The sequence below is a fragment of the Hephaestia caeni genome, from assembly GCF_003550065.1.
In the GTDB taxonomy this organism is placed as follows: Bacteria; Pseudomonadota; Alphaproteobacteria; order Sphingomonadales; family Sphingomonadaceae; genus Sphingomonas; species Sphingomonas caeni_A.
This window is the reverse complement of the sequence record NZ_QXDC01000004.1, coordinates 676,379-689,898: the sequence shown is the minus strand read 5'-3', so window position 1 is coordinate 689,898 and position 13,520 is coordinate 676,379. Positions and strand designations below refer to the sequence as shown.

Here is a 13,520-nt window from a genome sequence, read left to right as displayed (position 1 = left end):
ATCCTTTAGGACGCTGCGCTCCGGGTCACGAGAAACCACCATGTTCGACTCGACGTGAACTGAATGTCGGTCGGCCCTCGGATTGACCTGCAACGGGCGGTTTTCCGCGCTTGCGGTGCTGATGAACCGCGCGTGCACTGCGCTTCGGGTCGCGAGAAACCACCATTTTCGGCTCAACGTGGCCAGAATCTCGATCAGTCCTGAGGTTATCCGCCGGGTTGATGGAGTCGGGTTGATCCTGTTGCGGGGCGGTGGCCGGTTGGTCGGCGGCGGCGTGATCGGCTGAGTCGGGGGCGGGCGCCTCGGGCGCGTCAGCGACATCGGGTGCGGAGGCATCGGGGGCGTCGGGGCCGGTCTGGGCCGCGAGTGCGGCGAACCAGGCGGTCCGCTCGGGGGCGTGTTCCGCGCACAGCTCGACATGCTCGATCGCGGCGGCGGTTTCGACCAGATGGTGCTCGTCGAGCGTCAGCGTGCGGCTGTAGCCTTCGTCCCCGAAGCGGCCGGCCTGATCGCCGTCGAAACCGGCGGGCGGGGCGAAGCGGGTGCGCCAATCGTCGGCATAGGGGCACCACCAGACCGGCGAATCGGGCTCGGGTTCACGCATCGCTTCGGGGTGAAGTGGAGAAAGTGGAGCGTGTGGCGCGGCATCAGCCGGGGCGGCGAAGGCGATCAGCCCGGCGGCTTCGGCGCGAGTCCATTGCTCGGCGGTCCATGCCGCGCGGGCATCGGGATCGAGATCGCTTGTATCGACCTCGGCGGCGGTGCCGCGCCCGGTGCGCAGCCAGCGATCGGCGCGGGCGAGCGCGACGACGGCGCCGAGATCGGGATCGGCCTCCTCTCCGGCGATGCGCGTGGCGAGGAACATGCCGGTGCGCGCCGGGCCCTGATCGCGATCGATCAGATCGAGGAAACTGTCGAACTCGGCGGCGACGAGCCGCGCGGCGTGATGCGTCGCCTCACCGGCGGCGGCATCGGCGAAGCGATCGAGCCGGGCGAGCATGGTCGAGGCGAGGCGGTTATCATAGCGGTGGCGCGTGACCTCGGTGCCGTCGGCGCGGGTATAGGTATCGACCTGGCCGTCGATCGCGCGGGCGAGCAGCGTATCGGCGACCTTGTCGCGCGCGAGCAGATTGGCGGCGCGCCAGCCGATCGCGAAGGCGGCGCCGGCGGCGCGCCGGCGCAGCGCATAGGCCGAGGACGGCGCCATGCCGACGATGCGGCAGGCCTGTTCGGCGCTGTACCCCTCGGCCACGTTTTCGAGAAAGGCGCGCTGCCGATCGGGCGTCCAGCCATCGTGCCGCTGGGCGCGGGGGGCGGGCAATTGCGGTGCGGCGGTGGTCTCGGTGATGGCGTTCATGCGGGTCGTCCTTTCCCAGATGAGAACAAAAGACGACCGGCCATATATACCGAAACGGGGCTTGTAGGACAGCCCGCGCGGCGACGCGATTAGCGGGAACGCTAATCGCGAGCGACTAGCGCGGGCCGGCCGGCGGCGCTGCCAGCGCCGACCGACGACGCGGGATTTACTCCCGCGTTGGCCAACTGCTTCCCGCCAGAAATAACAATATCGTTAAGTCGCAGCTCCGAGGACAAACGGTGTGCCGTCCTTGAGGGGCTTTGGAAGCAGTCCTGCGGCTCGCTCCGCAATCCATTCAAACTGAGTCCGCTTCTTGTCCTGCATCAGCAATAAAAAAGTCATAACCGTATACGTCAGAGTATTTTATGGTGCCTTATATTATTCTTCTATATCAGTCTAATACAGGAGGAAAATACCGTTCCAAACACCTACGTCGCCATGACAGCCGCGCGTCTTGCTGACGCAGGACAAGGCATAGATCGAATTTGAACGGGCATAGCTACGCAAAAAAGAATGCAACTCGTCGGCGAAAAGGAATCGTTCACCGTGGTTTTCGGATGGAATGAGGCAGATGCCCGCCAGGGCTGGGCGTTCCAATGAGTAAAGCCATGCTTGACTCCGTACAAGGTTTATACCTACATGGCGGCAACGGTATAATGCGGAGGTAAGAATGAGCGGTGAAATGGGGTCGGTCAAGCTCAGTTTGGCTGGTGATGGGCTGAGCTTCGAGAAGTATATTAGCATGAAGCAGGCCGTTGCAATCATGCGCGTAGCTGCGATGTCCGCAGACGAGGTCGCTAGCGTGGATGACGTCTCTGCTGGCGCTAAAATCGAGCAGCCGAGAATGGGCGCACAAATTTCCTTAAGCGAAGCTCTTTCTACCGCGGAGCCTAAAACAAGTCCCGAAACCATTGCGGTCATCGCTGACTGGGTAATGAGCGAGGACGAGGTCGAGAGCATTTCTCGGGAGGATGTCAGCGATCGGTACCAAGATGCGCGCCTCTCTATGCCGGGAAATTTTCACAGGGATTTTGCCAAAGCCGTACAAAAGGGATTTTTGGCACCGATGCGCGGTAACAAGAATAGATTTTACGTAACTAAGACAGGTCAGGCGCTATCTAAAAAAGGTTAGGAGATCGAGTCATGGCTCTAAAGGATCTAAAAGGCTCCGTTTTTTCAGTCAGTGAAGATTTGATTGAGGACATTGTTCGATCTTATGTCCGCTATGACTCGGATGAAAAATCTATTGTCATGACTCCAGAAGCTGCTTCGTTAAGCAATAAAGTCAAAGTTCTTGTCTATCTGACAGCTAATGAGGGTTGGCCCTATGTGATCGACGATTACACCGTCCAGCCTCTTGCTCCGAAGGACATGGAGGCCCCCCTTGGAATGAAGGGGGGGTCACTCAGGCCTACGCTGCGCGCCTTGGAGGCAGACAATTTCATTCGGAAGATGGGAAGTGGCTACAGAGTGATCGCTGCAAATTTGGCGAAAGTTAAGTCTCATTTAGGAAGTGGTAAGTGAGTCGCAGTAGAGAGATGGCCGAGGCTCTCGCAGCGGGAATGCCAGAAAATCTCGCTCGTGATCTTGAAGGCACCTACTCTTCCGCCGTCCAAAATTTGCACGCTGCGGACTATTCTAGTTGCCTAGTCACGAGCGGACTTTTTGCGGAGCACGCGATGAGGGCCCTGCTGTTGCGCGTGACCGGGAGTTTGCCAAAAGAGATCAAGAACTTTGGTCAGGCGGTTGAACAGGTCAAGAAGTCTGGCGATCAGAGCGAAACAGTCACGAAGCTCGTTCCGTCGATATTGGCTGCGCTGATATATGATGTCCGCTCGAAGCGGGGAGCGGTTCATGTAAAAGAAGTTAGCCCAAGAAAACGCGATGCCTTTCTCGTCGTTAATTCCAGTTCTTGGGTTATGGCGGAATTGCTTGACCTATTTAGCGATCTTCCTGCTAATAAACTGGATGATATTATTAATTCATTGGTGAGAGCTAAGAAGCCGATTGTAGAAGTAATCGATGGAATTCAAGTTGTGACAGAAAATCTACCCGCTTATATCGAAACACTTTATATCATTGATGGTAATCCGGGCGGAATAAACCGCCGCGATCTCGGGCGACTCGTAAAACGAACTCCCAGTTCGATTACACATGCTTTGAAAAAGTTGGACGACGAACGCTATATCCATAAGAACGGCGAACTTTGGCATATAACGGGCAAGGGAGAAGGCTTTTTGGCGGAAAACTTAACAAGCCTTGGGAGATAAATGTTCACCCAATATATACTTCACTCCGCCGCCACCCGCTCAGCCTCACCACGCGCCCCTCGCACCCCCAACAACGGCGCCAGATACCGCCCGGTAAAGCTCCGCGCCGTCCCCGCGACCGTCTCCGGCGTCCCAACCGCCACAATCTCCCCGCCCTTGACGCCGCCTTCTGGGCCAAGGTCGATCACCCAGTCGGCGGTTTTGATGACATCAAGGTTGTGCTCGATTACCACCACCGTATTGCCCTGCTCGACCAGTGCGTGGAGCACCTCCAGCAGCTTCCTCACGTCGTCGAAATGGAGGCCGGTGGTGGGCTCGTCGAGGATGTAGAGCGTGTTGCCGGTGGCGCGGCGCGAGAGTTCCTTGGCGAGCTTGACGCGTTGCGCCTCGCCGCCCGAGAGCGTCGTCGCCTGCTGGCCGACCTTGACGTAGCCGAGGCCGACCTCGACAAGCATCGCCATCTTGTCGCGGATCGGGGGCACGGCCTTGAAGAATTCGGCGGCGTCCTCGACCGTCATGTCGAGCACGTCGGCGATCGAATGGCCCTTGAACTTCACCTCGAGCGTCTCGCGGTTGTAGCGGCGGCCCTGGCAGACGTCGCATTGGACGTAGACGTCGGGGAGGAAGTGCATCTCGATCTTGATCAGGCCGTCGCCGGTGCACGCCTCGCAGCGGCCGCCCTTGACGTTGAACGAGAAGCGGCCGGGCTTGTAGCCGCGCGCCTGCGCCTCGGGCAGCCCCGCGAACCAATCGCGGATCTGGGTGAAGGCGCCGGTATAGGTCGCCGGGTTCGAACGCGGGGTGCGGCCGATCGGCGACTGATCGATGTCGATCACCTTGTCGAGATGCTGGAGGCCGGTGATCTTGTCATGCTTGCCCGCGAGGATGCGGGCGCCGTTGAGCGTGCGCGCGGCGGCGGCGTAGAGCGTGTCGATCGTGAGGCTCGACTTGCCCGAGCCCGAGACGCCGGTGATGCAGGTGAAGGTGCCCAAGGGGATGGTCGCGGTGATGTCGCGCAAATTGTTCGCGGTGGCGCCAACGACGCTGAGCTTCTTGCCGCTGCCCTTGCGGCGGTGCGCAGGGACGGGGACTTCGCGGGTGCCGTTCAGATAATCGGCGGTGATGCTGCCGGTGCTCGCGAGCAGTTGATCGAGCGTGCCGTGGGCGACGACATGGCCGCCGCGCACCCCCGCGCCGGGCCCCATGTCGATCACATAATCGGCGGTGCGGATCGCATCCTCGTCATGCTCGACGACGAGAACGGTGTTGCCGAGATCGCGCAGCCGCTTGAGCGTGGCGAGCAGCATGTCGTTGTCGCGCTGGTGGAGGCCGATCGAGGGCTCGTCGAGGACGTAGAGCACGCCCGACAGGCCGCTGCCGATCTGCGACGCGAGGCGGATGCGCTGCGATTCACCGCCCGAGAGGGTGCCCGAGGTGCGATCAAGGTTGAGATAATCGAGCCCGACATTGTTGAGGAAGCCGAGCCGCTCGTCGATTTCCTTCAGGATGGCGCGGGCGATCTCGTTCTGCTGATCGGTGAGATCGGCGGGGAGCGCCGCGAAGAAGGCGAGCGCATCCACGACAGACAGGCGCGTGACGCTGGAGATATCGCGCATCGCGACCTTGACTGCGAGCGCCTCGGGCTTGAGGCGGGCGCCGTGGCACACCTCGCAGGGCTGCGCGGCCTGGTATTTGCTCAGTTCCTCGCGCATCCACGCCGATTCGGTTTGCAGCAGGCGGCGGTTGAGGTTGCCGATCACGCCCTCGAACGGCTTCTTCACCTCATAGGATTTGCGGCCGTCGACGAAGCGCAGCGTGACCGGGCGCCCGCGCGTGCCGTGGAGGATGATCTGGCGGACCTCGTCAGGCAGGTCTTTCCACGGGGTCTCGAGGTCGAAATCGAACTCGCGGGCGAGGGAGCCCAGCACCTGCATGTAATAAGGCGACGGCGGGTTGGACTTGGCCCAGGGGACGACCGCGCCCTTCTTGATCGAGAGGGCGTGGTTGGGGACGACCAGATCCTCGTCGAACAGCATCTTCTCACCCAGGCCGTCGCACGCGGGGCAGGCGCCTTGCGGCGCGTTGAAGCTGAACAGGCGCGGCTCGATCTCGGCGATCGTGAAGCCCGAGACCGGGCAGGCGAAACGCTCGCTGAACACGATGCGGTTGGCGGGGATGCCGGCGCCCTTCATGCCACTAGCCCTCTCCCCTTCAGGGGAGAGGGTTGGGAGAGGGGCAGTTGATGCGTTCCCCTCCCCTAGCCCCTCCCCTGAAGGGGAGGGGAACTGGGTTGCGCTTGCCACCGTCGTATCCACCAGATCGACATAGGCGAGGCCATCGGCGAGCTTGAGCGCGGTTTCGAAACTGTCGGCGAGGCGCGTCGCGAGATCGGGGCCGACGACGAGGCGATCGACCACGACCTCGATGTCGTGCTTGTATTTCTTGTCGAGCGCGGGGGCATCGTCGATCTCGTACAGTTCGCCGTCGATGCGCACGCGGGTGAAGCCCGCCTTCTGCCACTCGGCGAGTTCCTTGCGATACTCGCCCTTGCGGCCGCGCACGACGGGGGCGAGCAGATAGAGCCGCGTGCCTTGCGGCAGCGCCAGCACGCGATCGACCATCTGGCTGACGGTCTGCGCGCTGATCGGAAGACCCGTGGCGGGCGAATAAGGGATGCCGACGCGCGCCCACAACAGCCGCATGTAATCGTAGATCTCGGTGACGGTGGCGACCGTCGAGCGCGGGTTGCGGCTGGTGGTCTTCTGCTCGATCGAGATCGCGGGGCTGAGCCCCTCGATATGATCGACATCGGGCTTCTGCATCAGTTCGAGGAACTGGCGCGCATAGGCCGAGAGCGACTCGACATAGCGGCGCTGCCCCTCGGCATAGATGGTGTCGAACGCGAGGCTCGATTTGCCCGAGCCCGACAGGCCGGTGATCACCGTGAGCGTGTCGCGGGGGATGTCGATCGAGACATTCTTGAGGTTGTGCTCGCGCGCGCCGCGCACGCTTATCTGAGTCAGGGCCATGAAGCGGGTTCTACTTCTGTTCTTTGCTGGAGGCTAGAGGGGAGATAGGAAGGCGGCGGCCGGCGTGCCAGCAGGCGGCGATCGTATCCGATATGGAGCGGTCTCCCGCCCGGAAAGTGGCGACGCCTCCGAAGCTGCGTCATCGCTGCGGGCTTTCGCACCGCCGTCGCCCGAGGATGCGCCGCCGGGGGGACCGGCGATGCAACCGACAAATCATCTGTTCTACGGCGACAATCTCGACGTGCTGCGCGCGCATGTGCCCGACGCGAGCGTCGACCTGATCTATCTCGACCCGCCGTTCAATTCGAACGCCAATTACAACATCCTGTTCAAATCGCCCGAGGGCCGGCAATCCGAATCGCAGATCGAGGCGTTCGAGGACACCTGGCACTGGAACGACCGCGCCGAACGCGCCTTCGACGAGGTGATGCACAGCGGGAACACCGGCGCGTTCACGCTGCTGCGCGCGATGCGCGAGTTTCTGGGCGACAACGACATGATGGCGTATCTCGCCATGATGGCGGTGCGGTTGATCGAACTCCACCGCGTGCTGAAGCCGACGGGGTCGCTCTACCTGCACTGCGATCCGACCGCGAGCCACTATCTGAAGTTGCTGCTCGACGGGGTGTTCGGAGCCAAAGCCTACAGAAACGAGATCATCTGGGATTATTCGTTCAGGCTGATGGACTTGCCCAGCTTCTACAACCGCAAACACGACGTGATCCTGTTCTATGCCAAAGGCAAAGGGCAGACATTTCATATGCCCAAGACGGCGTGGACACGCGACGATCTCGAACGCAGCCGAAAACAGAAAATCCATACCGACGATGACGGCGTCGAGTGGATTTGGATGCCGGGCGGCAAAGGCAAATCCAAGAGCAAGATGCGCCGGGTCGATGATATCATCGAGGGCGGCAAGGCGATTTCGGACGTGTGGCGGATTCCCATCATCTCTTCGTCCTCAAGGGAACGCCTTGGCTATCCCACGCAAAAGCCCCTTGCGCTGCTCGAACGGATCATCTCGGCGTCGTCCAGCGAGGGCGATGTGGTGCTCGATCCGTTCTGCGGCTGCGGCACCGCCGTTCATGCCGCGCAGAAACTGGGGCGGCGGTGGATAGGGATCGATGTGACCCATCTGGCGATCGGCTTGATCGAAAAGCGGATGACCGAGGCGTTTCCCGGCATCGCGTTCGAGGTGGTCGGCCGCCCGCAATCGCTGTCCTCCGCGCGGGATCTGGCGCGGCGCGACAAGCATCAGTTCGAGCTATGGGCGCTCTCCGTCGTCGAGGCCGATCCGTGGAAGGGCGGCCGTAAGGGCCCCGATGGCGGCATCGACGGCATCATCTGGTTCAAGCCCGACGGCAAGAAGACCGAAAAGGCGATCGTCGAGGTCAAGGGCGGCGGCACCGGCGTGAAGGATGTCGGGCGGCTGGCACAGGTGATCCAGCGCGAGAATGCGAAGATCGGCGTGCTGATCACCGCGCAGATGCCGACGCGCGCGATGGAGCGCGACGCCGCGGCGGTCGGGGTCTGGGCGAACGATTATACCGGCCGCAAGCACGGGCGGTTGCAGATCATCACGCTGGCCGAGCTGTTCCAGAACAAGCGCCCCGACATTCCGTGGGTGGACACGACCGTCGGCAAGAAGGCGCGGCGCGAGGAGACTGCAACGCAGGGATCGTTGCTTTGACACCGGCATAGCGATGGCCACCGGCGCCCGGGCGTGGCTGCCCGGACGCCGCTGCTACCAATGCACCTGCCTGAGCCCAGGCAGGATATTGCCGAGCCGGTCGCCCAGCGTTGCGGAGATGTCGCGTTCGAGCATGCGGATCGTCGGCGGGGGCCAGGCACCGCGGTGGAGGCGGCGGAGTTCCTCGCTTACCGCGGCGTCGGCGCGGGTGCGGCGCTGGTTGTGGCGAACGTAATCGAGCCACGTCGGCACGTGATAGCGCTCGATCCAGTGGGTGCGGTCGGCGAGGTCGCGCAGCAGATGCCAGTGGCGCGCGCCGTCGCGGCGGCGGATGCGGCGGCGCTCGGCCATCACCGTGAGGAAGGCGACCTCGTCCTGCTCGGGAATCGTGTAGGTGATCGTGATGACGACCGGGCCGCTGCGCGCGTCGACCGGCACTTGCGTGTCGGGCGCGGTGAATTCGCGCATCGGCGCGAGATCGAGATCCTCGACCTCGGTGAGGCGGAACGGCAGCGCGACGACGAGCGCGACGATCTGGACGAGGCCCGCCACGACCAGCGCGATCCCGACCTGGTGGATTTCGGCGACGACACCCCAGAGCCAGCTTCCCAATGCCATGCCGCCGAAGGTCGCCATCTGGTAGAGCGCGAGCGCGCGCCCCACCACCCAGCGCGGCGAGGCGAGCTGGATGACGGTGTTGAAGCTCGACAGCACGATGATCCACGCGCCCCCGGTGACCGCGAGCGCGAGCAGGGTCAGCGGCAGGAACGGCGAGACGCCGACGACCACGGTGGCGACCGCGAAGGCGATGCTCGCGACGCGCACCACCGCCTCGGTCGACAGGCGCTCGTGGAGGACGCCGCTGCCGACCGCGCCGCCGACCGCGCCGATCCCGAATGCGCCGAGGAGGACGCCGTAGGTGAACGAGCCGCCGCCGACGAGATCGCGTGCCACGAGCGGCAGCAGCGCCTGGACCACGATCGAGCCGATCCCGAACAAGGTCGAGCGGACGAGCACGACGAGGATGTGCGGCGACATCGCGACATAGCGCACGCCGGCCGCCATCGCGTCGCCGATCCGCTCGCGCGGGAGCGTGCGTTCGGGCAGCACCGGGCGCCAGCGGCCGAGCACGCCGATCAGCCCGAGATAGGACAGGACGTTGAACGCGAACGCGGCCGCCGCGCCGAACGCGGCGACGATCATCCCGCCGACCGCCGGGCCGACGCTGCGCGCGAGGTTGAACCCCATCGAATTGAGCGTGACCGCGCCCGCCAGATCCTCCCGCGGCACCATCTCGCCGACCGAGCTTTGCCAGGCGGGGCGGTTGAAGGCGTTGCCGCAGCCGATCAGGAAGGTGAAGACGAGCAGCAACCACGGCGTCACCACGTCGAAAAAGGTGACGAGGCAGAGCCCCGCCGAGGCGATGAACAGGAACCATTGCGCGCCGATCAACACGCGCCGGCGATCGAACTGGTCGGCGATCGCGCCCGCCAGCAGCGAGAGCAGCATCACCGGCAGTGCCTTCGATGCCTGGACGAGCGCGATCATGCTGGCGGGCGCCGAGAGCAGCACCATCATCCACGCCGCGCCGACGCCCTCGATCAACCCGCCGAAATTGGAGACCGTGCTCGCGATCCACACCGAACGGAAGGTGCGGTGGCGGAACGGCCGGAACAGGGTAAGGCGGGGGGCGTCGGCCAACGTCGTGCGGGGCTCCTTGCGAGATGGCTCTTCTTGGGTGGCGGCGCGGCGCGAATCAAGCCGGGCACGCCGCCGGGGAGACAAAGGTGATGGTGTGTGGCAGCGGCGCGCGCTACGCTAAATCATGATGGGGCGGCCTTTTTCTTCGCTTGGTGCGCGCGGCGCGATCATCGCCTGTGCAGTGATCGTCGTGGCGGCGGGGCTGGCGCTGCATTTTGCGGGGCGGTCGGCGATCTGTCCGTGCGGGACGGTCAAGCTGTGGCACGGCGTCGTCCAGTCCGACGAGAACAGCCAGCAACTCTCCGACTGGTATTCGCTGAGCCATGTGATCCACGGGTTGCTGTTCTACGCGATTGGCTGGGCGGTGTTCAGGCGGTGGTCGGTGGCGGCGCGGCTGACGCTCGCGGTGCTTGTCGAGGCGGGATGGGAAGTGCTCGAGAACTCGCCGATCATCATCGACCGCTATCGCGCCGTGACGATGGCGTGGGGCTATGCCGGCGATTCGATCCTCAATTCGCTGTCGGACATCGGGTGCATGGCCATAGGCTTCTGGCTCGCGCGCGTCTTGCCGTGGCGGGCGAGCGTGGCGCTGGGGATCGCGCTCGAACTGATCGCGCTGGCGGCGATCCGCGACAACCTGACGCTCAACGTGTTGATGCTGGTGTGGCCGGTCGAGGCGATCCGCGTGTGGCAGGCGGGGTAGGGGAGCGGGCCGGTGCGGCAGTCGGATCAGCGCCGCGCCTTGCGGCGGTCGTGTATTTTCTTGGCGGCATAGGCGCCGCCGAGCGCGAGGCCGAGCGGGCCGAGGCGGCGCATCGCGCCGACCGCGACCGCGCCGATCGCAGCGCCCTTGAGGCCGCCCTTGCCGTCGCGGCGATCGATCTCGCGGCCGACCAGCGCGCCGATGAGCTTGCCGATCATGCCGTCTCTCCCTCTTTCGCTACTCGATCCCAGGCCGCGCCCAAGCCACGCAGCACCAGCCAGCCGACCGCCCAGGTCGCGACGACCGGCACCGCGACCTTGAGGACGTTCGCCGCCACCGCGCCGGTGATCGCGCCGTCGACCGCGCCGTCGTCCCCGCTCATGCCGTCGATCGCGGCGCCGACGATGGCGCCGATGGTGGTCGCTCCCATGCAATGCTCCTTGGCGTTTGGTATCAGGGGGTCAATCCGCGAGGAGGAGGCGGGTTCCGGTGAGACGGGAAAAGTGCTTCCGGCACCCATGAGCCGCGAGCGCCGGCGCTTGCGGAGGGTTGGACCCCGGCACAAGGCCGGGGTGACGGAAGGAGTTTGGGGCGTTTGAGAAAGCGCCTCTCGGTGCATTGCGGCCCCGGCCCGCTTCCCCACCCGGCCACCCAATGCGATTATCCTATGGGTGGCCGGGTGGGGGAGCGGGCCGGGGACGCTTCGGAAATCGCCCTTTCGCGATTTCTCAAACGGACTCTTAGCGGCCGACCATCGTTTCGGGGCGGACGACGCGGTCGAACGTGGCTTCGTCGACGAGGCCGAGCTGGAGACCCGATTCTTTCAGGGTAAGCCCCTTTTCGTGGGCGTTCTTGGCGATCTTGGCGGCGTTGTCGTAGCCGATTTCGGGCGCGAGCGCGGTGACCAGCATCAGCGAGCGGCCGACGAGATCGGCGATCTGCTGCTCGTTGGCCTCGATCCCGTCGACGCAGCGTTCGGCGAAATTGGTCATGCCCACCGCCAGCAGATGGATCGAGCGCAGCACGTTCGCGCCGATCAGCGGCATGAAGACGTTGAGTTCGAACTGGCCCTGCATCCCGCCGATCGTGACCGCCTGGTTGTTGCCGATCACCTGGGCTGCCACCATCGTCAACGATTCGCACTGGGTGGGATTGACCTTGCCGGGCATGATCGAGCTGCCCGGCTCGTTCGCGGGCAGCGACAATTCGCCGAGCCCCGAGCGCGGGCCCGAGCCGAGATAGCGGATGTCGTTGCCGATCTTGTTCAAGGCGACCGCGAGCGTGTTGAGCGCGCCTGAGAAGAACACCAGGCCATCCTTGGCGGCGAGCTGCTCGAATTTGTTGGGGGCGGGCTCGAACGCCGTGCCAGCGATGTCGGAGATCGCCCCCGCCATATCCTCGGCCCAGCCTTCGGGCGCGTTGAGGCCGGTGCCGACCGCGGTGCCGCCGATCGCGAGCTTGCGCAGATTGCCGCCCAGCGCGCCCTCGATCCGCGCGCGGCAGCTTATGAGTTGCGCGGCATAGCCCGAAAATTCCTGGCCGAGCGTGAGCGGGGTCGCGTCTTGCGTATGCGTGCGGCCGATCTTGACGATGTGATCCCACGCTTTCGCCTTGGCCGCCAGCGCGCCTTCGAGCCGGTCGAGCGCGGGGGCGAGCGCGTCGCGCGCGGCGAGCACGGCGGCGACGTGAAGCGCGGTGGGGAAGCTGTCGTTCGACGACTGGCTCATGTTGACGTGATCGTTGGGGTGGACGGGCGATTTGCCGCCGCGCGTGCCGGCCAGCATCTCGTTGGCGCGGCCCGCGATCACCTCGTTGACGTTCATGTTGGTCTGGGTGCCCGAGCCCGTCTGCCAGATGACGAGCGGGAATTGATCGTCGAGCTTGCCGGTGATGACTTCCTGCGCGGCGGCCTCGATCGCGTCGGCGATCTTGGGGTCGAGCCCGTGCTTGCGGTTCACGCGCGCGGCGGCCTGTTTCACGATCGCCTGGGCATGGACGATGCCGATCGGCATGCGTTCGGTGGCGCCGAAGGGGAAATTCTCGATCGAGCGCTGCGTCTGCGCACCCCAATAAGCGTCGGCGGGAACCGCAATCGCGCCCAGCGAATCGGTTTCGGTACGAGTGGTCGTGCTCACAAAGCCTCCGTCATGCCGGGCTCGTCCCGGCATCCACGGCGCCGCAAGCCCCTCGGGCGCTGCCTATGCGGGACGGCGGACCCCGGAACAAGTCCGGGGTGACGCATTTCCGCTATTTTTTTCTTTTGAAATCCACCGCGACGACGTTCGAGCCGTCTTCGATCGGTTCGGCGACGGGACCGTCGTTTTCGGCTTCACCGACGATTTCCTCCTCGTCGGCTTCCTGCGCCTGGAAGCGCAGCTCGAAATTGACCGCGGGATCGTGGAAGCCCGTGATCGCCGCATAGGGAATCACGAGCTTGGACGGGATCTGGTTGAAGCTGAGCCCGACCGAAAAGCGTTCCTCATCGACCGTCAGATCCCAGAATCGGTTCTGGAGCACGATCGTCATTTCGTCGGGGAAACGCTCGATCAGCCGCGGCGGGATGTCGACGCCGGGGGCCTGCGTTTTGAAGGTGATGTAGAAATGATGCTCGCCCGGCGCCGCGCCGCCGTTTTCGGCGACCGAGCCCAGCACCCGGCCGACGACCGCGCGCAGCGCCTCCTGGACGATCTCGTCATAGGGAATCAGGCTATCGGGCAGGCCATCGTTCATGCGCGCATGGAGTAACGCGCTTTGGCACGCGGTCAAGATT

Annotated in this window: 12 protein-coding genes; 5 read left to right on the top strand and 7 right to left on the bottom strand. The window is 64.2% G+C overall.

Going from position 1 to position 13,520, the window contains the following annotated elements:
• Positions 1 to 25 precede the first annotated feature (25 nt).
• Positions 26 to 1,357: a hypothetical protein gene (locus DFR49_RS17835; protein WP_119037006.1), complete on the bottom strand. Its 1,332-nt coding sequence runs from the start codon at positions 1,355 to 1,357 to the stop codon at positions 26 to 28.
• A gap of 670 nt (positions 1,358 to 2,027) precedes the next feature.
• Here DFR49_RS17835 and DFR49_RS17830 point away from each other — a divergent pair.
• The 3 genes from DFR49_RS17830 to DFR49_RS21765 are packed head-to-tail and all read left to right on the top strand — an operon-like array spanning position 2,028 to position 3,627.
• A complete protein-coding gene (locus DFR49_RS17830; RefSeq protein ID WP_119037005.1) occupies positions 2,028 to 2,489 on the top strand; it encodes a hypothetical protein in 462 nt (153 codons plus the stop codon).
• An 11-nt stretch (positions 2,490 to 2,500) separates the two neighbouring features.
• On the top strand, positions 2,501 to 2,881 hold the full coding sequence (locus DFR49_RS21770) for a hypothetical protein (protein ID WP_147373728.1): 381 nt from the start codon (positions 2,501 to 2,503) through the stop codon (positions 2,879 to 2,881).
• Positions 2,882 to 2,895: 14 nt separating this feature from the next.
• On the top strand, positions 2,896 to 3,627 hold the full coding sequence (locus DFR49_RS21765) for a HEPN domain-containing protein (RefSeq protein WP_147373727.1): 732 nt from the start codon (positions 2,896 to 2,898) through the stop codon (positions 3,625 to 3,627).
• Positions 3,628 to 3,647: 20 nt separating this feature from the next.
• On the opposite strand, the gene uvrA is transcribed toward DFR49_RS21765, so the two are convergent.
• Positions 3,648 to 6,656, bottom strand: a complete 3,009-nt coding sequence (gene uvrA, locus DFR49_RS17825) for an excinuclease ABC subunit UvrA (protein ID WP_119037004.1) — start codon at positions 6,654 to 6,656, stop codon at positions 3,648 to 3,650.
• A gap of 199 nt (positions 6,657 to 6,855) precedes the next feature.
• Between uvrA and DFR49_RS17820 the strand changes: the two genes are divergently transcribed.
• Positions 6,856 to 8,346 carry a DNA methyltransferase gene (locus DFR49_RS17820; RefSeq protein WP_119037003.1) on the top strand — a complete coding sequence of 497 codons (1,491 nt, stop codon included), beginning with the start codon at positions 6,856 to 6,858 and terminating at the stop codon, positions 8,344 to 8,346.
• Between the two features lie 54 nt (positions 8,347 to 8,400).
• Here the strand turns inward: DFR49_RS17820 and DFR49_RS17815 are convergent, their stop codons facing one another.
• A complete protein-coding gene (locus DFR49_RS17815) occupies positions 8,401 to 10,047 on the bottom strand; it encodes an MFS transporter (protein ID WP_119037002.1) in 1,647 nt (548 codons plus the stop codon).
• 127 nt (positions 10,048 to 10,174) lie between these two features.
• Here DFR49_RS17815 and DFR49_RS17810 point away from each other — a divergent pair, with 127 nt between their 5' ends.
• Positions 10,175 to 10,750, top strand: a complete 576-nt coding sequence (locus DFR49_RS17810) for a DUF2585 domain-containing protein (protein ID WP_119037296.1) — start codon at positions 10,175 to 10,177, stop codon at positions 10,748 to 10,750.
• A 26-nt stretch (positions 10,751 to 10,776) separates the two neighbouring features.
• Here DFR49_RS17810 and DFR49_RS17805 read toward each other — a convergent pair whose 3' ends face one another.
• The 4 genes from DFR49_RS17805 to DFR49_RS17790 all read right to left on the bottom strand — a co-directional run bounded on the left by DFR49_RS17805 (position 10,777) and on the right by DFR49_RS17790 (position 13,480).
• Positions 10,777 to 10,968, bottom strand: coding sequence for a hypothetical protein (locus tag DFR49_RS17805; RefSeq protein ID WP_119037001.1), 192 nt, complete (start codon positions 10,966 to 10,968; stop codon positions 10,777 to 10,779).
• The gene (locus tag DFR49_RS17800; RefSeq protein WP_119037000.1) at positions 10,965 to 11,180 is read right to left on the bottom strand and encodes a hypothetical protein; all 216 of its coding nucleotides are present in this window, start codon (positions 11,178 to 11,180) and stop codon (positions 10,965 to 10,967) included. Before DFR49_RS17800 ends, DFR49_RS17805 begins: the two co-directional genes overlap by 4 nt.
• A 310-nt stretch (positions 11,181 to 11,490) precedes the next feature.
• Complete coding sequence (fumC, locus tag DFR49_RS17795) at positions 11,491 to 12,918, bottom strand: class II fumarate hydratase (protein ID WP_119036999.1); 1,428 nt, start codon at positions 12,916 to 12,918, stop codon at positions 11,491 to 11,493.
• 79 nt (positions 12,919 to 12,997) lie between these two features.
• Entirely contained in the window at positions 12,998 to 13,480 is a 483-nt protein-coding gene (locus tag DFR49_RS17790; RefSeq protein WP_119036998.1) for an SspB family protein, read from the bottom strand.
• Positions 13,481 to 13,520 lie beyond the last annotated feature (40 nt).